Genomic DNA, 21,601 nt, shown 5'->3' with positions numbered 1-21,601 from the left:
TAGTATTGAGCTTGTCGTTAACGACAAGCTCTTTTTCTGTGCATGATTATTTGCAACAGCGCCTGCAATATAACAACTATAATCAAGCGCAACTGCAACAGGCATTAACGTTAAGGGTTGTCGAAGCGCAACGCATTGCCATTACTCGGGTAGCTGAGTATTCAAGTCATTGGCTGACATTAGCACGCAATTTGGCCCGTAGCGATGGGCATTATGCATTGCAATTAAGTCGTTATTACCAGTCGATTGGCAAAACAAGAGAGCAAGATTACTATTTTGATTTGGCCTTAAAGCAAGGCAATAAACAGGCAATCATAGTACAGGCGGAACAATTAGCAGACCGCGGTCAATACCAAAAAGCACTTGCCAAGTTACGATTAGTCGCATTTGTCAATAAAACTGCCAGCCCAGAAGCGCATAAACAGGCGCAACAAATCGCCGTGCTGATGCTAGAGTGGGCGGTCGCAGCGGGTGATTTTTCGACGATAGCCTCGTTATTAGAAAAACGTCACGCAATGATCCCTGCTTCCCTTATTGCTGAACTTATTCGCTTTAAGGTGATAGACGCTAACCACGCGGTGTTATTGAAACCCGAAGCAGGTCAGCAATATACGCATTTAGCGCAAAGTACCCAGCCCATAGACACATTGACTGATGCGACAAGTGTTACTCAGCAATGCCGTTATCCAATACAGTTTTTTGCCGACTCTTTAACTAAATTACGAACGCTTAAGCAGATGATGGCGCAACTAGAGCCTTTTTATCAACAGCAGTTTTGTTTACTAGAACCACAGTACACCGCGCCTCAGTGGCTAAACTGCACCAATAATGCAACCCTTAGAATTCAATGTCAGTTTGATGAGGCGTTGTTACAGGCACAGCCTAAGGCGATTCGCTATATCGGTGTCATGACGGATAAGGGCATTGCCAATGTTAATCACGGCATGGTGTTTGTTGATGCTGGCGATAGTAGCCAAGTATTAGCCCATGAACTCAGTCATTTTCTCGGCTTTATTGACGAATATCCTTTGCCTATTAACCATGCTGCCTGTGATGAGGAGGGGGCGATCGCCCATAATGTTGTCAATTTAACCCGCCGCGTATTTGCCAGCGATCAAGACGCTCGAGCTTTTTTGGCAAAGCAACTACCTTGGTATTCACTGATTCAAGCATCGACACCTGTTACACATCCCGTTAATGGCCAACATCACCTGGGGACGCCGGCAGAGTTTAAAAACCAAATAGGTTTGTTTCCCAGCCGTACATGTCAATACCACTCTGCCAGCAGTTTTAAACCCATTTATGGATTATCGAGTCTGGAGTATTTTGAAAAACCGTTACCAGAATCATATATGCAGGTATTTGAGCAGGCATCAGATAAAAAATTGATGCCATCATTTCACGTTAATATGGGGCGTTATCTGATGTCGCAAGGGCAATCATCTAAAGCGAAAACTTGGTTTGATGCGGCTCATGACTAGCCAAGGATAGGTCTTTTTTTGGCCAAAAAAATAGTCGCCTAAGCGACTATTTTGCTATTTTACCGATTTTATACTCGGTTCTGAGTCAATCAGTTCACCTTCTGACAGACTGTGAGCCTGATACTTCGAGTGTACGTAGTTTACCCTAGCTACAGGCCACATCGACTTATTGTTTATTGCCAACTTTCGTTGGCGCTCGCTACTGGTGAATGTCGTATGCACTTCATTTCGGTTCGAAGTGAACCAAGAGAATAATGACATACTGTTCCTTAATATTTCATTTCATAAAACGTTATTTAATCGCTCGTCTACAGCGTTTGAACGGTGCGACTAACCAGAGTTGTATTTTGGCTTTATATTTAATTTCGCATTCGAAAACAGCATATTAACGCCAGAATAAATATCTCCATCTGGACTGTATAGCATAGTCAAGGATCCTTTGCTTTGCGTATAAATGAATTAAAAAACTTATTGCAAAGATTCTGTTAACGATAAGAAGTTCTGCGTTATAATCCTGTAATCTTGTTTCATAGCGTATTGTCAGCCAAGTTAATGACGTCATTTAATGTTGCCGAATTTAGAAAAAAGTTTCCTCTTATAGAAATGCTAGAGCGCAAACATCAAAGTATCTACTTTGATAACGCTGCGACTACGCAAAAATTCGACGCCGTCATTGATGCCGCAAAAACATATTACGCGACGCAAAATGCCAATGTGCATCGTGGCTCTCATATGTTAAGTGCACAAGCCACTGTCGCGTATGAACTTGCTCGAGAAAATGTCAGACAATTTATTCATGGCAAAGACGTGGCGGAGATCATTTGGAGCAAAGGCACAACCGAAGCCATTAATATGGTGGCAAGTAGCCTCGGCGAACAGATTGTCGAGCGTGGTGATGATATTGTTGTTTCTGCCGCTGAACATCACGCTAATATTGTTTGTTGGCAACAACTGGCGCTAAAAAAAGGTGCTAATTTAGTGGTGCTGCCGGTTAATAAACAAGGCATCATTGATATTGCACAAGCAAGGTGTTTGATCACCTATAAATGTAAAATCCTTGCCGTCCATCACATTTCAAATGTTGTCGGAAAGATAAACGATATTAAGACGTTAATTGACATTGGCCATCAACATGGTGCCAAGGTATTGATCGATGGTGCTCAGGCTATCGCCCATGTTAACGTTGATGTACAACAGCTAAACTGTGACTTCTATGTGTTCTCTGGACATAAATTGTTTGCGCCAACCGGCATTGGTGTCTTGTATGGTAAACGCGAGCTACTCGAGAGCATGCCGCCGTATCAATTTGGCGGCGAGATGATCAAACAGGTGTCATTCAAACAGACTACATTTAATGAACTGCCACACAAATTTGAAGCGGGCACGCCTAATATTGCCGGTGTACTGGGCTTATCAAGCGCGATAACAGAGCTTGGTCATAGCCAAAATTTCACTGATTATGAATCTCAACTTGCTGTTTATCTGCATCAACAATTGACCAGCTTGGCAAAGCTCACGCCATTATTTACAGACGCACCTGATATTCCGTTATTAAGCTTTGTTATCGAGGGTATACATCATCAGGATGTCGCCAGCTTTCTCGACAGCAAAGGCATTGCGGTGAGAGCGGGGCATCATTGTGCTATGCCATTGTTGGCGGGAATGGGCTTGCAAGGCTCCGTTCGCGTGTCGCTTGCACCGTATAATAGTAAGTCTGAAATAGATCGTTTACTGGCCGCGTTAAAGGCGTGTATTGAAGCCGATGGCAACTTACAACAAGCAGACAGTAGCGATGTGGATTGGACTAAAACAGACTCTAGGTCGCAGGTGGTGCATGATAAACCGTTTGATTATGTCAGCGAAGCAGATGTGTTGGCTGAGTTTAGCGACGCAAATTCTTGGGATAAAAAGCATCGAGTGATTATGCTATTGTCTAAGCGACTGCATCGTTTAGATAAACAGCGTCGTAGTGATGAGATATTAATTTCTGGTTGTGAAAGCAATGCTTGGTTAGACGTCGTTAAGTATAACGATCGCTTTTATTTTATTGGTGATAGTGATGCTCGGCTAATACGTGGTCTTATGGTGGTGATTTTAAGCCAATTTCAAGGCAAGACCGCCGTACAAATTCAAAAAACTAAGGTGCCAGAGTTTTTTCAAAGCTTAGGGTTGATGCAACACTTAAGTCCATCTCGGGGTAATGGTGTGCGAGCAATTGTCGACAGCGTCTATACCTTAATAGGTTAAGTTATTGATTGGCAAAACGACAGATTGGTTAAAACCAAGCTCTGTTAAAAGCTAGCTCCGTTAAAGCTAGCTCCATTAAAACAAAAAACGTGAAAAGGAAAACAGATGAGTTTACATATTAACGCCATCGGCCAGATTGCGATTTGTTGTACTGATATAAACGCGGCAAGAGCGTTTTACCAGGATATCATGGGACTACCGCTGTTGTTTGATGCCGGTGAAAACTTATCGTTTTACCAATTAAACGATATTCGATTGATGCTCACCACATTACAAGGTGAAGAACGCGACCATCATACCTCAGTGATTTACTACAAAGTCGATGATATAGAGCAAGCATTTGCGCATTTGCAACAGCACAATGTCGCTATAGAGCGAGCCCCAGCCTTAGCCGCCACCATGTCAGATCATCAACTGTGGATCGGCTTTATTCGCGATCCAAGCGACAATCTAGTGGGCATTATGAGCGAAAAACCTCTTAGTGATTAATCTGCAGCTATAAACGGGCGGGCCGTACCGTCAGTATGTTATGACTTAAGCCATTGCCATAGCTGACCGAAAAACTCGTAAAAAAACGTCTCGGTTTTATGCAATTGATTGGCGTCAGGAAAGTAGTCCTGCCAACTTAGCGCACCCTGTTTAACAAAGTAACCGGTAGGAGCGGCGGTAGGCGTCAAACCTTGTTGCTCAAAATAGGTCATTGCTCTCGGCATATGATTGGCGTTGGTGACAAGGGCAAAGTGGGTGTTGGTTAACCGCGGCATTAATAACATCGCTTCGTCTTCGGTATCTTTAGCTTTGTCATTAGTGATTATGTCACCACTAAACCCTAATTCAATCAGTGCTTGTTTCACCTTTTGTGCATTGCTGGTGCTATCATAAAGTGCCGCACCGGAGGTAATAATGGTTGCTTCAGGGTGCATGTTGGCGACACGCATGCCTTCAACCATACGTTGCAATGAGCAGATTTGTAATTGTTGCGAGGCGCCAAGGTTGTCGTCACTGGTATGCGCGCAACCTAAGATGACAATATAGTCTAAACGTTGTTGCTGCTGGCTAAAGGTTGGATAGCGTTGCTCGTAAGGGGCTATGAGTGAGTTGCTGACACCAATAAAGGAAAAACCGAACAAAAACAACGTGGCAAGAAATAAGCTTACGCGAGCAACATGTCGTCGACTATGAAACAACAGCAACGCTAACAGCATCAAAAATAAAATTAAGATCATTGGTTGCAGTAATTGACCAACAAGTTTTTTTAATAAAAACCAATCCATGAAAAGCCCATCAAAAGTTTATTTTTAGCATAACCGAAATTTTGATAAAGCACCTAAGTAAATCTCGCTAATTGCCTAACAACTCGACGAAAAATTGCAAAAATATGTTAATTTTGCAGATTTTTAGTCGATACCATATTGCTTTTGTATCGCCCTTGAGGTTTAATAGCTTGCGTTGCTGTAGAGTTATTACTCAAATTGTCTACACAACACCAGAAGAGGTAGCATTAGCCAGGTAAATGATTTGAAGCACCATCAGCTTGTGACAATCATTGAGGGGGACTAATGCCGAGGGTGTTACTTTAGGTGGTTAAAGTACATTCGGTCATTACGGTTGAATCCTGATGACTGTCACCAATAGATGGTGGAGAGCTTCTGGCTGAAAACGTCAAGATTCCTATTCCTTGCTTATCAGTCATGCTCTTCCTTATGTAGTTTATAAACAGCGCCAATTGCTTTAGAAGTCTGTTATTGTATTAAAAAACTGACGTTGCAATAGGGTGTTCTGTTAATTAGGGAGAATTTCAAATGTTAAATGTTGCCAAGTTTGGCGGTACAAGTGTTGCCGATTACGATGCTATGTTGCGCTGCGCCAACATCATCAAAGATAACCAAAGCACCAAAGTGGTTGTGGTATCAGCCAGTGCTGGGGTTACCAATCATTTAGTGACTTTGTCGCAACAATTGCTATCGCACCAAGAGCAGCAAGAAATCATTAATCAAATTCGCGGTATTCAATACAATATCACGCAACAATTAGCAGCAGAGTTGCATTTAAATCGTCAAATTGACGAGGTGTTAGATCATTTAACGGCACTTGTTGAGCAACAAAACACACTGCAAACAGCAAAAACCACGGATTCTATTTTGGCCTGTGGTGAGCGCATGAGCTCGATTTTATTTGCCGAAGTTCTGCGCAGTATTGGCGTTAATGGTTTGACCTTTGATGTTCGTCAAGTGATGCGAACTAACAGTCTATACGGTAAAGCTGTGGTTGATATTGAGGCATTGGCGTTAAATTGTGAGCAGCAATTGTTGCCGTTATTGCAACAGCATGTAATTGTTACACAAGGATTTATCGGTCAAGACGGATTAGGCAATACGACAACGTTAGGGCGCGGTGGTTCAGATTATTCGGCAGCGCTATTAGCAGAAGCATGTCAGGCTGATGACTTATTGATATGGACCGATGTGGTAGGGATTTTCACCACCGATCCACGCATAGCGAGCTCGGCTCGCGCCATACCTGAAATCAGTTTTGGTGAAGCGGCGGAAATGGCAACCTTTGGCGCCAAAATTCTCCATCCGGCAACCTTGATCCCTGCGATGCGATCGGACATCCCTGTGTTTGTTGGTTCATCTCGTGAACCGCAAGCCGGTGGCACACAAATCCGTCAACATGTTGAATCAAAACCAACCTATCGTGCGATTGCACTGCGCAAAGAACAAACACTGGTTACTGTAAAGAGTCCAGCGATGTTACATGCCAGTGGTTTTTTGGCGCAAGTATTTGCGATATTGGCTAAGCATGAGTTAAGTGTCGACTTGATCACCACCTCAGAAATATCCGTGGCGTTAACATTTGATAACCCAACCGGCTCTACCCAAGCTTTGATTAATCAGCAAGTGTTGGAAGAACTTGAGCAGTTGTGTGAGGTAACGGTAGAACATGGGCTGTCGCTCGTTGCCATTGTTGGCAATAATTTGCAATCGACGACACAACTAGGCAGTAACGTGTTTAACCACATTGAAGATGTCAGCGTGCGCATGATTTGTCACGGCGCAAGCGCCAATAACCTGTGTTTCTTGGTTGCAGAAAACGATGCAAATCAAGTGGTTGAAACCCTACACGACAAATTGTTTATTTAAGACAAAGCGTTTCTACAACTGAGCTAATCTTATGTAGAGCAGAGCTTATACTAAATACTGAGCTTTAATTTATATAAAAAAACGCCTCACAAAGTGAGGCGTTTTTGTTTTTTTGGTTTTACTGTGGGTTTTGCTTGGCTTTCTTTTGTCTAAGCTGCCGTCAATTGTTAACGAGCCACAGAGCAGTGCTCAGAAAAATGCTCTAAATATTGAGTAGGGCATCTATAGTAGCTGCTCAATATCTTTGGCAATTTTTTCAGGCTTAACAATCGAACCATAACGTTTGATCACCTCGCCTTGGCGATTGACCAGGAACTTAGTGAAATTCCATTTAATCTTTTTGCTGCCTAAAATACCTTTCGCCTGTTGTGTCAAATAATCAAACAACGGATCTGCTTTGTCACCATTGACATCGACTTTGGCAAATAAATCAAAGTTAATATGAAAATTTAAATCACAAAAATTGCGAATGTCATCGTCTGAGCCTTTTTCCTGTTCACCAAATTGATTACAAGGAAATGCCAATACCGCTAAACCTTTGTCTTTATAAGCCTGATAAAGATTCTCCAGACCGTCATATTGCGGGGTAAAACCACATGCGCTCGCGGTGTTGACAATTAAAAGCACTTTGTTTTGATAATTTAATAACGGGACGGTTTCGCCTTTATTATTGGTAACACTAAAATCGTATAATTGACTCATATTTTTATTGTTGTCTGATCACTGTTTCAATTACACTAGCACACTCGTGCGTATTTATCATTGACATATAAACAACTGATAAAGCTTAACGCGCTTTGTTCAAACCTGAATATCATGTAAGAGAAAAACTATGAAAAACGTTGCCTTTATTGGTCTTGGCGTTATGGGCTATCCAATGGCAGGTCACCTGCAAAACAACGGTTATAACGTGACTGTATATAACCGCACCACAGCCAAAGCACAGCAGTGGACAGAACAATACGGTGGTAATTTTGCAAGTACACCAAAGTCTGCCAGTGAGCAGGCCGATATTGTCTTTGTTTGTGTCGGCAATGATGATGATGTGCGTCAAGTGGTATTGGGCAACGACGGCGTTCTAGCTGGTCTGCAACAAGGCGCTATCTTAGTCGATCACACGACGGCATCGGCAGAACTGGCGCGAGAGTTGTCTGCTGCGGCAAAACAGCAAGGTATCGAATTTATAGATGCGCCGGTTTCGGGCGGTCAGGCTGGTGCAGAAAATGGCCAGTTAACGGTAATGTGTGGCGGTGAGAAACAGGTGTTTGAACAAGCACAGCCGGTTATGGCGTCATTCGCCAAATTTAGCCAGTTAATGGGGCCGGTAGGTAACGGTCAAATTGCTAAGATGGCCAATCAAATTTGCATTGCAGGTGTGGTACAAGGCTTAAGTGAAGCGCTAAATTTTGCCCAACGAGCAGGTTTGGATGCAGAAACCTTGGTTGAAACCATTTCTAAAGGCGCTGCTGGTAGCTGGCAAATGGAAAATCGTTATAAAACCATGTATGCCGGCGAATATGAATTTGGCTTTGCCGTTGACTGGATGCGTAAAGATTTGTCTATCGCATTTGCAGAAGCGCAGAAACACAATGCTCAGTTACCGATGACAAAAATGGTTGATGGCTTTTATCAACAAGTGCAAGACATGGGTGGCAATCGTTGGGATACATCAAGCTTGATAGCATTACTTAAAGATAAATAATATCAGCAATAAAAAAGGCAGCTTAGAGCTGCCTTTTTTATTTAAACACGCCACGAGCTTGATTCATCTAAATAATAAGGCTGGTAGCTTGAGGTATCAATTTGCCAGATTAACCTTGCACATACTGATAGAGCGCTTTTAATATCTCAATTTTGCCACTATCGCTTTCATGCTCATGCACTAGGTTCTCAATTTCAATCATATATTCGTCAAGGCTTAAGCCATTTTCACCCAACTGCAGTTTGTTCTGACAGTATAACTGCCATTTTTGTTGTTCTTCTGCGGACAAAGTCCAAGGGTAATTACGAGCGCGATAACGGAACAGCAGGGTGTCGAGTCGTTCATCGGCAAAATTGAAAGGGTAACTGGCCAATTGCTCCGCTGGCATATGCAGAATTTCATTCATCTTTTCACGATCACCGGCAGAGAAAAAACTGCCAGAATATAAGGCGTATTCCGGATCATCTTTTACGCCGTCAAAATCTCGAACAAAGACCTGTTGTAACTTATCTTTGATCTCTTCTGCGTGCTGTTTAATGCGCTTATAATTTTCTAAACAGGCTTCTCTGTCGATACCGATTAACGCCGCTCGCTCCGGTGTTAATACTTTGGCTGGTGCTACAGCAGGGCATTTATTAATGTGCACTTGTTTTAGCCCAACAGGCAATTTTCCTTCAGCCTTTAAGTCATCATGACGAGTGTATAAACGTTCTTTGATCTGTTCAGCATCAAGTTCTAATAATGGCGAGATATCCTTAGATAAATCAATACAACTGATGGCGTTTTTATTTACCGGGTCAACATCGATAGGCATAAACCAACTGGTGTTACGCTGAACTCGAGCGATTTTGCCTGAGGTGTGCAGAAAAGGTGCCATCTCATAGACATTGATATGCTCGGCACATTTTTGCTTGGTTCTGATAGAAAAAATGAAATTATACAGCTTAGGCTGCTTTTCTTTTATGAGTTTGGCAAAAGCAATCGTCGCATAGACATCGCTCATCGCATCATGGGCTGCTTCGTGGCTAATGCCGTTTGCAGCGGTCAATAACTCGAGTCGAAAACTGACTTTTCCGTCATCACCAACGGGCCATTCTATGCCTTCTGGTGCAAGTGCGTAACACATGCGTGCCATGTCAATAATGTCCCAACGACTGTTATTGTTTTTCCATTCGCGGGCATACGGGTCATAGAAATTACGATAAAACAGATAGCGAGATACTTCGTCATCAAAACGAATCGAGTTATAACCAACCACACAGGTATTGGCTACGCTAAAGAGTTGATGAATACGTTTCGCAAACTCCGCCTCGCTTACACCGTCACGTTGCGCTTTCTGCGGTGTGATCCCAGTGACCAAACAGGCGACTGGGTTAGGCAAGTAATCTGCCGGTGGTTGACAGTAAAATACTTCAGGCTCACCAATAATGTTCAAATCAAGATCGGTACGAATGGCGGCAAATTGCGATGGCTTATCGAGTTTAGGCGATACGCCCCATGTTTCATAGTCATGGAATAGCAGGGTTGGCTGAGATTGCTCGGGTACTGTTTGCATCGGCTGTTATAACTTGTTGGTTTATCGTTATTGTTTTTGTCCGTTGGATGGTAACCAACGTAAATGCTGAGCTGTAACTCTATCATACTGTCTATTTAAAATCGCTAATTAAGGCTGGCTTTTTAACGAGTCAAAGTTGATTTGCGACAGGTTAATTCACCATCCATTTTACAATGTCTAACCGATTGAATAATAACAGATTTAAATAATAGTCTGCTCTGTACTTTGTGTTATACGCGGCTTTGACCAATACTTGAATAACAAGAAGGCTCAAATAATTGAGCTTTTTTAATGCAAGTTGTATCCATTTTCTCGTGTTATTTTGCTTGTAGAACTCTATGTCATTTAAAAAAAATAATTGTGCCATTGTGTTTGTTGTATTCTTTTCAATAAATGTATTCGCAGCCAGCGACACTGGACCCGTTTGGGTTGAACAAACATCGGCGAAAGTAGAACTCGCTGAAGCAACCGATAGTCGTGTTTATCAGCTGTCTCTAAATCAATCAAGCCCGTCAATCCATGCTGACGCAGTGTTTAGTGTGCCGTTAATAAACGGCACTATTGTCGATGTGCGTTTGAAATCAAATAGGCTGATACCGGCAAATTTACAACAAAAATATCCTGATATTCGCAGTTTCGATGCGGTCAATATCAAAACCGGTGTCAAACTCGGTTCAATAACCCAGAGCCCCAATGGTTTGTACGCAACCCTTCGTCATCAAGGCCAGACAACCTATATCGATCCGATGCAACAGGCGGGTTACTATCGTGTCAGCGAAAAACGTAACGGTGCCAATACATCGAGTTTGATCAAAGATGAAATGCTACGCAATAAAGTAGGCGGTGATACCGCTCTTGCTGCTAAAGACAATCTAGAACCGGTCAATAAAACCTATCGAATTGCCTTTGCCACAACATCTGAATACAGCGCTTATTTTGGTAACAGTAAGCAACAAGTGTTGGTCGCTATTGTCAATTTAGTGAGTCGTATAAATGAAATCTACAGCCGTGAATTAGCGGTCGATTTTGTCTTGTCTGAGCGTATCGATAACGGATTCTATATTGCGCCAGAAGATCAAGCGGGAAACTACGATCATAGCCAAGATCCTTTTGAAAATGACGATGGCGATGTTTATGAAAACCCAAAAGTATTAGCGACAATGGTTGGTAATCAATATTTTGATATTGGTCATGTTCTGACCACCAGCGCTGGTGGTTTAGCCGGGGTAGGAGTGGTTTGTGATAATGACTTGTTTAGTTTGTCTGATCACGATGTAGGCGCTTGGAAAGCGGTTGGGGTGAGCGGCTACAATAACCCGAGCTTAGACAGTTTTTATATCGATTTTGTGGCCCACGAGTTGGCGCATCAGTTAGGCGCTGAACATAGCTTTAATAGTTTAAGTGGTTCGTGCTCTGGTAATCGTTATTCACAATCAGCTTATGAGCCTGGCAGCGGCTCTACCATCATGTCTTATGCGGGTATTTGTGATGATACCAACTTACAGCAAAATTCAGATGATTACTTTCACGTCAATTCGATTTTGGAAATACGCCAATATTTGACCGATGATCCATATGATATTGGCAACAGTTGCGGCGTTGATTGGCAACAAAGCAATAACCAACCTGAATTACAAGTCGCATCAAGTTTTGTGATCCCCAAACAAACCCCGTTTGTAATAGAGGCGCAAGCGAGCGACGCTGATGGCGATGTAATCACCTATGGCTTCGATCAATTTGATTTAGGCAATGGGTCATTTGACCGAGACGGTATGAAAGATGACGGTTCTCGACCTATTTTTCGTTCGATTGAGCCGTCGGCGCTGTCGTATCGTTATTTTCCATCGCTGTTAAGCATTACCAGCAATACATTAATGGTTGGCGAAAATTACCCAACTACTCGCCGCGCGTTAAATTTTAAAGTGACAGCACGTGATCAACGTGGTGGTGTTGCCATCGAGGATATCCAGGTACGAGTCGATAATAATGCCGGTCCGTTTACCATTGATATGCCAAACGCATCAACCGTGTTGAGTGATGAAGGACAGACACCTGTACAATGGCAAGTCGCAAACACCGATCAAGGTGAGGTGCAATGCAAGCAAGTGAATATTCTATTTTCTGCCAATGGTGGTAATAGTTTTGACTACCTTCTCGCACGTGATACAGCCAATGATGGTAGTGAAATGGTGACCGTGCCAAACATAAATACTGACCAAGCACACATTAAAGTCGCTTGTTCAACGCCGTCATTCTTTGCCTTGTCAAAAGCGTTTACCTTATCAAATTCTTCAGCGCGCAATGCCGTGCCAGAAATTATTGGTCAAAAGCAAATTACCATTATTGAAGATCAATTCATTGAAATCGATCTCAATGATTTATACGTACAAGATGCGGACAATTCATACCCACAACAATTTACCTTAATTATCTTAGCGGGCGATGGTTATAGCGTGGACAACAATAACATCACGTTTGACGAACATGTTAATGGCTATGTAACCATTACTGTAAAAGTAAACGATGGTCAGGAAGATAGCCCTACGTATCCGATCAGTGTGTATATCCAACCGGTTAATGATATCCCTGTTGCCAATCAAGACAGCTACAGTATTGATAAAGACGTCAACAATATAAGTCTTAATGTGTTGGCGAATGATACCGATGCCGATATCGAAGCCGGTGAAAATGACGCGCTGCGAATCGTCTCATTTGATTATCAAGGACAAGGCGTTTTAGCGCCCGATAATGGCGAATTTTTGTATTCACCTCCGTCAGGTTTTAGTGGCACTGAAACGTTTACTTATACCATAGAAGACAATGCGGGCAGTCAGGCGACCGCGACGGTGTCCGTTAAGGTCGATGATGATGATTCTGGTGGCCGTTTTAGCTGGCAATTTATGCTGTGGCTATTCATGATATTACTGGCTCATAATTGGTTAGAGACTAAGGACTAAGGACTAAGGACTAAGGACTAAGGACTAAGAGCTAAGGGTTAAGAGCTAAGCGTTAACATTGTTGTATTTTAATCCCTCAATCATTTATGGTTGGGGGATTTTTACGTTTGTCGGCAAGGTTTTTGGTTTTCACATCGCCATCTGTCGCCATGTTTGCATTTACTTTGGCATCATAATTGCCGTTTATAACCAGTTTCTTTAATGAAAATAACCCTATGATGAATTTTTAATTGTGCGTAACCAATAAAAATAAATATTAAAAACGAATAATAAAAACGCGCACAGCCTTAGGTTACAAACCTCAGGCAAATAAAATTGTTATATGGGAGAGGTTATGACAACACAAGCGAGTGCTCTTGATATTATCAAGCAAGAGCCAATGAAACTAAGACAATGGTATATAGTCGCCATTTGCGTCGGTATATTGGCGCTTGATGGCTATGATGTATTGGCGATTGCTTTTGCCGCGCCTGGTATGACAGCAGAATGGGGCTTATCGAAAGCGGTTCTCGGCATTATTTTGCCACTGGAATTAGTCGGTATGGCCTTAGGCTCAATCATTCTTGGCGCGGTAGCGGATTCTCATGGGCGAAGACCGACCATGCTTATTGGTTTAGCTATCGTCACACTAGGTATGGCCATAGCAGGGTTAGCACCAAATGTTTGGGTATTGGGCGCGGCAAGAGTCTTTACCGGTATCGGCATTGGTGGTTTGCTGGCAACGGCAACCGCGTCGTCATCGGATTATTGTAATAATAAGAACCGTTCTTTGGCGGTCACTCTGGTGGCTGGTGGATTTGCTTTTGGTGTTTATCTAGGGGCTACCTTTTTAGCACCGCTACTTAAAACATACGATTGGCGCATTACCTTTTACCTAGGCGCGGCAATGAGTCTATTATTTATTCCGTTAGTCTACGCGCTTGTCCCTGAAAGCATCAGTTTTTTAGAACGTAAACGCCCGGATGGGGCACTATTACGTATTCAAAACATTATGGCTAAGCTAAGACATTCCGTGCCATTAGCGTTACAAACCAGAGACTCACAATATTCGGAACCTGTAGGCGCGGCAAGCTTGTTTAAAGGTTCATTGATTTTCATTACCTGTATTTTAATTTTTGCCTATTTCGCCAATGTTGGTACCTATTACTACTTTGTAAAATGGTTACCTACCATAGTCTCAGACCTCGGCCATTCAGCATCTAGCGCAACTCAAGTGCTCGGTGTTATCAGTTTAGGTGGCGTGCTTGGTTCCGTCGGTATGGGGGTAATAGCAAGGTTTGTGGCGATAAAGCCACTGATGATTTTATGTTTAATCGCTGCAGCAATCGGCGTAGCCAGTTTCCCATACTTTACTGAGACCTTGTCGAGTATGAAACAAATCGGCTTTTTTACGGGTGCGTTTATCTTTGCAGCGATATCAGGGTTTTTCGGCTTGTTTGCGTCATCGTTTCCATCGTCAGTGTTGGGATCTGGCTCTGGCTTAGTGTTAGGTATTGGTCGTGGAGGCGCGGTGTTAGGGCCCATGATCCCAGGCTTTCTATTCAATGCAGGATTTGAGCTGACAACCGTGGCGTTGATTATGGCATCGGGGTCATTTCTCGCGGGAATTACGGTTATGTTTTTACGAAGACAAAAACCATAAAGCCAATCATGTTGAGCTGCTAAAGTTAAAAAAGACTAATAAAGCCAATAGAGTTGGAACCCTATTGGCTTTTTTGTTATTTGACCCTTTTATATGGTCCGTATCGGTTACGCGTTACTGTTTTTTTGTAGGTTTTGGCTCGGCTTTTTCTTTGTAAGCTTCTGATTTTACTGCTTATCTAGTTCATCCTGATAATCTTTAGGTGGTGGTGTCCAACCACGTTCGGTAACATCATGATTTTCCATGCGATCATGCTTCATCGCTTTAATAATGTTCTCTTCAAACTCGATAAACAGTTGAATAAAGTCATTGCCGTATTGTTCGCCTTCGCTGCGCTTTAACCAGTTTTCATATAAATGCCGAGATGCGTGCTCGTCAATATGAATGTATGCATTGCGTTTTTGTTCGACATCAAATGGATGATGACCCATTTCTCTAAGGGCTTGTGCGCCCATTTCCACCGCAGAATAGAATACCTCAGGTACGATGATATCGGCACCGGCTTGACTTAACTCGTAGCTGTGACCTTTATCAAAGGCGCGGACTAATATTTTAACGTGTGGGTAGGTATGTTTAACGTATTTGGTTAATTCAACGGCTTCTTCTTTGCGATCTATGGCAATAACAAATAATCGCGCGGTTTCTAAGCCTGCGGTGTGCAAAAGGTCTGGACGAGTGGCGTCACCAAAATAGCTTTTGACATTTATTTTGCGGATATTTTCGACTTGTGCGACCTCATAATCCATAACAACGGTGGTGATATCATTGGAGATCATTAAGCGATTAACGATTTGACCAAAACGGCCAGCTCCGGCAATCACCACACAACCGCTGGTATCGATATCATCAAAATCTTCTGACTGATTTGATTGCTGATAGCGCGGTAAAATAACTTTATCGTAAAAAATAAACAGTGACGGTGTAAGAAACATCGATAGGGCGACAACCAACTGTAAGGTACTGGCAATATCGGCTGGTAGCACGTGGTTTTGTATTGAAAAGCTTAATAGTACGAAACCAAATTCACCGGCTTGAGCAAGGCTCAATGCGACAAGCCAGGTATCCGATTTCTGGATTTTAAAGGTTTTTGCAAGACCGGCTAAAATCGCCATTTTCAACAACATCAAGGTCAATGTGATAGCAACAATGGTAAAAATGTTATTGAATAACAGACCGAAATCGATACCGGCGCCAACGGTAATAAAGAATAAGCCGAGTAACAGCCCTTTAAAAGGCTCAATGTTACTTTCTAATTCGTGGCGAAACTCACTGTTGGCGAGAACAACACCTGCCAAAAATGTACCAAGTGCCGGTGATAATCCGACTAAGCTCATTAATGCGGCGATGCCTACCACCAATAACAAAGCTGTAGCGACAAAAATTTCACGTAATCCAGATTTGGCGACGTAGTGAAATAGTGGCCGACTTAGATAGTAACCTCCGACACAGACGCCGGTGATGCTGGCGAGTATGGTCAATGCATAAGCCCATCCGGGAAGGTGTGCCACCAGGCTGATCTCTTCATGATGCTCTGCGGCTTGCTGTAATGATTGACTCGCTTGGACTAACTCAGGTAGCGCAAGTAAAGGAATGAATGCCAACATCGGGATCACGGCGATATCTTGCATTAATAACACCGAAAACGCATTTTGACCGCCGATGGTTTTGGTTAAGCCTTTTTCACTGAAGGTTTGCAAGACAATCGCAGTCGATGATAACGAAAACAATAAGCCAATGGCGAGCGCTGTTTGCGCTTGTAAGGAAAAGATAAAGTAGGCAATGGCTGCTACAGCAAGGGTGGTTAAAACAACTTGCATACCGCCTAGGCCAATCAGTTTATTGCGCATCTGCCAAAGATTTTTAGGCTCGAGCTCTAAGCCAACCAAAAATAGCATCATCACCACACCAAATTCAGCAAAGTGTTGTATGGTAATGGTTTCTTGACCAACAATGCCTGTTAATGGACCGATAATGACACCGGCTATCAAATAACCGAGTACAGAGCCTAACCCCAAGCGTTTTGCTAATGGTACAAAAATGACCGCTGCAACAAGATATATAAAACCTTGAATAAAGTAACCTGTCATGACTTACCCTCGCTATTTGGCGTTGCCATGGCGTCGATTAACGAGTTGATAATATTTACGCCGTTAAAGCGGTTAACGTCAAATGCTCCTTGGTGGAGATTCAATAATAGGTTTTGCCATTGCTGTAAGTGTGGCGCTAATCGGTGTTCATCTTTGGCTTTTAAGCTGGAGAACAACATAAAGGGCGGTAGGTAATGCATTTGTGTGAGTCGCGCCGTTTGCCTAAGAGGCTGCAATAATTCACGTATGGTGTAATGATTTAAGCCATCATGATTATATGCATCCTCCTTAGCACCGGTTGTTATCGCACACATAAAGGTTTTATCGCGCAAGGCGTTGCCGGTTGCACCATAAGCCCAACCCCATTCTAATACCAGATCTTGCCATTCCTTCAATATCGACGGGGTCGAATACCAATAAAATGGAAACTGGAAGATGATGATTTGATGCTCTTCAACACGTTGTTGCTCTTTGGAAATGTCGATGTTAAATCTGGGGTACTCTGCGTATAAGTCGACGGCAGTAACGAAATCTAACTCTTTTGCTTTTTTAAATATGGGGACATTGACGCTGGATTTTCGCTGCGAAGGGTGGGCGAACAGTAATAATATCTTGTTGGATTTGTCCATGGCGTAAATTGAGCAACTCAACGGTAAAAAATTACACCTAATTATTGTTGTAAATCCTAATGTCTGCCACTGGTGGCGCATTTGCCTGCCAGTTAGCGGCTAATAGAACGTTAATGTATGAGCAAACTGGAACGTCTGAAAGTAGGAAAGTAGGAAAGTAGGAAAGTCGTAAAGTAGAAAAGTCGTAAAGTAGAAAAGTCGTAAAGTAGGAAAGTCGTAAAGTAGGAAAGTAGGAAAAGAAAAAGTAAGTAGAAGATAAAGGCGTGTTTAACCCTATAAAACAACAAAGCGCCGATAATCGGCGCTTTGTTGTCATGTTATTACATCGGGTTATTGACAAAAATTGATACTAATTTCGTCATTAAACGCAGCACACTAGCAACGCAGCTTGCGTTCACGAGGTGACTAAAACATTAGAACAAACGATTCAATCCATTTAACGCGGCGACTCGAAATGCTTCGGCCATAGTCGGATAGTTAAACGTGGTTTCAACAAAGTATTCGATATTGTTGCCGCCATTTTCCTGCTGCATGATTGCCTGACCAATGTGAATGATCTCAGCGGCATTTTCACCGAAACAATGGATACCGAGTATTTCTTTGGTTTCTCTGTGGAATAATATTTTCAATGAGCCAACTAAAGAATTAGATATTTGGGCGCGTGCCAAGTGTTTAAATTGAGCGCGTCCGACTTCATAAGGGATCTTCGCTTCGGTTAATTCCGACTCAGTTTTACCCACCGAGCTTATTTCTGGAATGGTATAAATACCGGTCGGGATATCGGCGATCAAACGGCTGGTCTTGCCTTTGTTGATAATCGCACCGGCGGCTAGACGACCTTGATCGTAGGCGGCACTTGCTAGGCTAGGGTAGCCAATGACATCACCGACAGCGTATATGCTATCTACCTTAGTTTGGTATACCTCATTGACGCTGACCTGGCCACGACCATCGGCGGTTAAGCCTGCAGCGTCTAAGTTTAGTTCAGCTGTATTACCGGTTCGGCCATTGGCAAACAGTAAACAATCGGCTTTCATTTTTTTACCCGATTGCAAATGAACGATAACCGAACTATCGGTTGTTTCGACTTTTTCAATTTGCTCGCCATGACGAATCACGACACCGTTATTCCACAAGTGATAGCTCAGAGACTCTGACATCTCATCGTCCAAAAATGCTAACAATCGATCACGGGTGTTGATTAAATCGACCTTAACGTCGAGACCTCGAAATATACTGGCGTACTCACTGCCAATAACACCTGCACCATAAATAATGATATGACGAGGATCATGGGTAAGCGACAATATGCTGTCAGAGTCGTAAACTCGAGGATGCGAAAAGTCGACTTCTGGTGGATGATAAGGGCGAGAACCTGTAGCCACAATGATATTTTCCGCTGAAATGACTTCACAAGAGCCGTCTTCAAAACACACTTTTACGCTGTGTTCATCAACAAATTCTGCTTGACCATGAAATGTGGTGACGCGGTTGCGATTGTAAAAACCGGAGCGCAAGCGCACTTGTTTATCGATAACCGATTGCGCATGGGACAATATTTCCGGAAAGGTCAAATGTTTCGGTTGTTCAGCATCGGTAAATAAAGGATTTGAATTATATTGTATAAGTTGGCTAACAGATTGACGCAAGGCTTTTGATGGAATTGTTCCCCAATGCGTACAGCCACCACCAACACGATTATAGCGTTCGATAACGGCAACGGTTTTGTTGTGCTTTGCCAATTTCATCGCAGCACCTTCGCCACCAGGGCCTGTGCCTATAACAATGGCGTCATAATCATAACGTGTTATCTTATTTGCATCTGTTTGTGGCATGTTTAATGTATTTCCTGATATGTCGGCCTGAAACGGTTAATGGCGTTATTGTAAATTGCTGATAGTAAAAGTCTAATCATAAACAAAAAATCTGCGTAATTTTCGCTATTCATGACATCTATAGGTTTTTTATTAACCATAATACCCATGTTAGTCGTTATCTTGTTGCCAACTAGGCTATAGGTTTGCTGTTGATGTGTCATCGGCGAGTGTTTAGTTTGGCTGATTTTGCTTGATATTGGTTAACGATAAACGCTGCGATTTCACCATAAAGTCAGCTTGTTTAATCGTACGAACCATGTTTATTCTACTAAGCTAGATAGGGTGAAATACATCATTATGGGGATAGTATATGAAAACCAGAGCTGCCGTAGCATTTGCTGCCGGAAAACCATTGCAAGTTGTCGAAGTCGATTTACAAGGCCCGCAAGCCGGTGAAGTGCTTATCGAATTAAAAGCGACAGGCATATGCCACACCGACGCATTCACCCTGTCTGGAGATGATCCCGAGGGTGCCTTTCCTGCTATTTTAGGCCATGAGGGCGCGGGTGTTGTGGTTGATGTCGGTCCTGGTGTGACATCGTTAAAGCCCGGTGATCATGTTATTCCGCTCTATACACCCGAATGTCGAGAATGTGATTTTTGCCTTCACCCTAAAACCAATTTGTGCCAGAAAATCCGCTCTACTCAAGGGCAAGGCTTGATGCCAGATGGCACCTCGCGCTTTTCGTTAGATGGTCAACCGATTTTACATTATATGGGCTGCTCGACTTTTTCTAATTACACCGTGTTACCAGAGATAGCGGTTGCAAAAATCCGTAAAGATGCGCCGTTTGATAAGGTCTGTTATATCGGCTGCGGGGTGACAACCGGCGTTGGTGCTGTGGCGTTTGATGCCAAAGTTGAACCCGGTAGCAATGTTGTCGTATTTGGTCTCGGCGGTATTGGCCTTAATGTCATTCAAGGCGCTAAAATGGTCGGCGCGAATAAAATAATTGGTGTCGACTTAAATGAAAACAAGGCCTCGTTAGCCAAGCAGTTTGGCATGACTCATTTTATTAACCCAAGTAAAGTCGACAATGTCGTTGATGCCATTATTGAGCTAACCGGCGGGGGAGCAGACTACTCATTTGAGTGCATTGGCAATGTGAATGTCATGCGCCAAGCGTTGGAGTGTTGTCACAAAGGTTGGGGTGAGTCTTGGATTATCGGCGTTGCCGGTGCAGGGCAAGAGATTGCAACCCGTCCGTTTCAATTAGTGACGGGCCGAAGTTGGCGTGGTAGTGCATTTGGTGGCGCTCGCGGTCGTACCGATGTACCAAAAATTGTTGATTGGTATATGGACAATAAAATCAATATTGATGATCTGATTACTCACACAATGCCATTAGATGATATTAATAAAGCGTTCGATTTAATGCATCAAGGCAAATCGATACGATCCGTTGTTTTGTATGATGAGAAATAAGTTATGGAAAAACTAAGTGACATTAAATGCTTTTCGGGTCAGCAATTACGCTATAAACACGACGCCGCAACACTAAATTGCGAGATGACGTTCTCGATCTTTTTACCTTCGCAAGCGACTCAAAAGTCTGTGCCGGTATTATATTGGCTGTCTGGGCTTACCTGCACCGATGAAAATTTTGTTACTAAAGCAGGCGCGCAACAGTTTGCTGAAAAATATCAAGTCGCTATTGTCGCTGCTGATACCAGTCCAAGAGGCGACAATGTTAAGGATGACGCGCAGGGCGCTTATGATTTTGGTTTAGGTGCCGGCTTTTATGTTACCGCGACCGAGCCAGGCTACGCGCAACACTACAATATGTACGACTACATTGTTGATGAATTGCCAGCTTTGATTAATGCACATTTTCCCGTCGACGGCAAACGGGCTGCTATTTTTGGCCATTCTATGGGAGGCCATGGGGCGATAACGATCGCCTTGAAAAACAGCGATAAATACAAGAGTGTCTCGGCGTTTGCACCAATATGCAGTCCAATGCGTTGCCCTTGGGGACAAAAAGCATTGACGGGCTATTTAGGTGACAAGCAAGATACTTGGCAGCAATATGACAGTTGCTATCTTATTGAGCACAGTAATAAGGTATTGCCATTACTTATCGATCAGGGCAGCGCGGATAATTTTTTAGTTGAACAATTAAAGCCTGAGTTATTACAACAAGCGTGTGCACAGGCAAATTACCCGCTGCAACTGAGAATGCAACAAGGCTATGATCACAGCTATTTCTTTATTAGCAGCTTTATAGAGCAACATATTGCCTTCCATGCTGAACATTTAAGCTCATTGGATTAAACCTTA

At 42.9% G+C, this 21,601-nt stretch carries 15 protein-coding genes and 1 riboswitch; of the genes, 9 read left to right on the top strand and 6 right to left on the bottom strand.

The window, feature by feature from the left end; all coding sequences use genetic code 11:
* Nucleotides 1-11 precede the first annotated feature (11 nt).
* From E2K93_RS00295 to E2K93_RS00285, 3 genes are all read left to right on the top strand, one after another.
* Nucleotides 12-1,481, top strand: coding sequence for a hypothetical protein (locus E2K93_RS00295; RefSeq protein ID WP_189637816.1), 1,470 nt, complete (start codon nt 12-14; stop codon nt 1,479-1,481).
* 552 nt (nt 1,482-2,033) lie between these two features.
* Nucleotides 2,034-3,728, top strand: a complete 1,695-nt coding sequence (locus tag E2K93_RS00290) for a SufS family cysteine desulfurase (protein ID WP_135437165.1) — start codon at nt 2,034-2,036, stop codon at nt 3,726-3,728.
* A gap of 105 nt (nt 3,729-3,833) precedes the next feature.
* A complete protein-coding gene (locus E2K93_RS00285) occupies nt 3,834-4,217 on the top strand; it encodes a VOC family protein (RefSeq protein ID WP_135437164.1) in 384 nt (127 codons plus the stop codon).
* Nucleotides 4,218-4,255: 38 nt separating this feature from the next.
* Here the strand turns inward: E2K93_RS00285 and E2K93_RS00280 are convergent, their stop codons facing one another.
* The gene (locus E2K93_RS00280; RefSeq protein WP_135437163.1) at nt 4,256-5,002 is read right to left on the bottom strand and encodes an ElyC/SanA/YdcF family protein; all 747 of its coding nucleotides are present in this window, start codon (nt 5,000-5,002) and stop codon (nt 4,256-4,258) included.
* Between the two features lie 208 nt (nt 5,003-5,210).
* Nucleotides 5,211-5,385, top strand: a riboswitch (Lysine riboswitch).
* 145 nt (nt 5,386-5,530) lie between these two features.
* On the opposite strand from E2K93_RS00280, the gene lysC reads away from it, so the two are divergent.
* On the top strand, nt 5,531-6,871 hold the full coding sequence (gene lysC / locus E2K93_RS00275; RefSeq protein ID WP_135437162.1) for a lysine-sensitive aspartokinase 3: 1,341 nt from the start codon (nt 5,531-5,533) through the stop codon (nt 6,869-6,871).
* Between the two features lie 222 nt (nt 6,872-7,093).
* On the opposite strand, the gene E2K93_RS00270 is transcribed toward lysC, so the two are convergent.
* On the bottom strand, nt 7,094-7,573 hold the full coding sequence (locus E2K93_RS00270; RefSeq protein ID WP_135437161.1) for a glutathione peroxidase: 480 nt from the start codon (nt 7,571-7,573) through the stop codon (nt 7,094-7,096).
* Nucleotides 7,574-7,703: 130 nt separating this feature from the next.
* On the opposite strand from E2K93_RS00270, the gene E2K93_RS00265 reads away from it, so the two are divergent.
* The gene (locus E2K93_RS00265) at nt 7,704-8,573 is read left to right on the top strand and encodes an NAD(P)-dependent oxidoreductase (RefSeq protein ID WP_135437160.1); all 870 of its coding nucleotides are present in this window, start codon (nt 7,704-7,706) and stop codon (nt 8,571-8,573) included.
* A 109-nt stretch (nt 8,574-8,682) separates the two neighbouring features.
* On the opposite strand, the gene sbcB is transcribed toward E2K93_RS00265, so the two are convergent.
* Nucleotides 8,683-10,128 (bottom strand): exodeoxyribonuclease I, encoded by a 1,446-nt coding sequence (sbcB, locus tag E2K93_RS00260; protein ID WP_135437159.1) that lies wholly within the window; start codon nt 10,126-10,128, stop codon nt 8,683-8,685.
* Nucleotides 10,129-10,466: 338 nt separating this feature from the next.
* On the opposite strand from sbcB, the gene E2K93_RS00255 reads away from it, so the two are divergent.
* Together E2K93_RS00255 and E2K93_RS00250 are read left to right on the top strand one after the other, a co-directional pair.
* Entirely contained in the window at nt 10,467-13,085 is a 2,619-nt protein-coding gene (locus E2K93_RS00255; RefSeq protein ID WP_135437158.1) for a reprolysin-like metallopeptidase, read from the top strand.
* A 334-nt stretch (nt 13,086-13,419) separates the two neighbouring features.
* Nucleotides 13,420-14,727, top strand: a complete 1,308-nt coding sequence (locus E2K93_RS00250) for an MFS transporter (RefSeq protein ID WP_228445403.1) — start codon at nt 13,420-13,422, stop codon at nt 14,725-14,727.
* A 167-nt stretch (nt 14,728-14,894) separates the two neighbouring features.
* On the opposite strand, the gene E2K93_RS00245 is transcribed toward E2K93_RS00250, so the two are convergent.
* From E2K93_RS00245 to sthA, 3 genes are all read right to left on the bottom strand, one after another.
* On the bottom strand, nt 14,895-16,814 hold the full coding sequence (locus E2K93_RS00245; protein ID WP_135437157.1) for a monovalent cation:proton antiporter-2 (CPA2) family protein: 1,920 nt from the start codon (nt 16,812-16,814) through the stop codon (nt 14,895-14,897).
* Nucleotides 16,811-17,443 carry an NAD(P)H-dependent oxidoreductase gene (locus E2K93_RS00240; protein WP_135440357.1) on the bottom strand — a complete coding sequence of 211 codons (633 nt, stop codon included), beginning with the start codon at nt 17,441-17,443 and terminating at the stop codon, nt 16,811-16,813. Before E2K93_RS00240 ends, E2K93_RS00245 begins: the two co-directional genes overlap by 4 nt.
* A 413-nt stretch (nt 17,444-17,856) precedes the next feature.
* On the bottom strand, nt 17,857-19,278 hold the full coding sequence (sthA, locus tag E2K93_RS00235) for a Si-specific NAD(P)(+) transhydrogenase (RefSeq protein WP_135437156.1): 1,422 nt from the start codon (nt 19,276-19,278) through the stop codon (nt 17,857-17,859).
* Between the two features lie 352 nt (nt 19,279-19,630).
* Between sthA and E2K93_RS00230 the strand changes: the two genes are divergently transcribed.
* Together E2K93_RS00230 and fghA are read left to right on the top strand one after the other, a co-directional pair.
* Nucleotides 19,631-20,746: an S-(hydroxymethyl)glutathione dehydrogenase/class III alcohol dehydrogenase gene (locus tag E2K93_RS00230; RefSeq protein WP_135437155.1), complete on the top strand. Its 1,116-nt coding sequence runs from the start codon at nt 19,631-19,633 to the stop codon at nt 20,744-20,746.
* A 3-nt stretch (nt 20,747-20,749) separates the two neighbouring features.
* Nucleotides 20,750-21,595 (top strand): S-formylglutathione hydrolase, encoded by an 846-nt coding sequence (gene fghA, locus E2K93_RS00225; protein ID WP_135437154.1) that lies wholly within the window; start codon nt 20,750-20,752, stop codon nt 21,593-21,595.
* The last annotated feature ends 6 nt before the right edge of the window (nt 21,596-21,601 follow it).

The organism is Thalassotalea sp. HSM 43 (assembly GCF_004752005.1).
GTDB lineage: Bacteria > Pseudomonadota > Gammaproteobacteria > Enterobacterales > Alteromonadaceae > Thalassotalea_A.
This window is presented reverse-complemented; position numbering and strand designations above follow the sequence as displayed.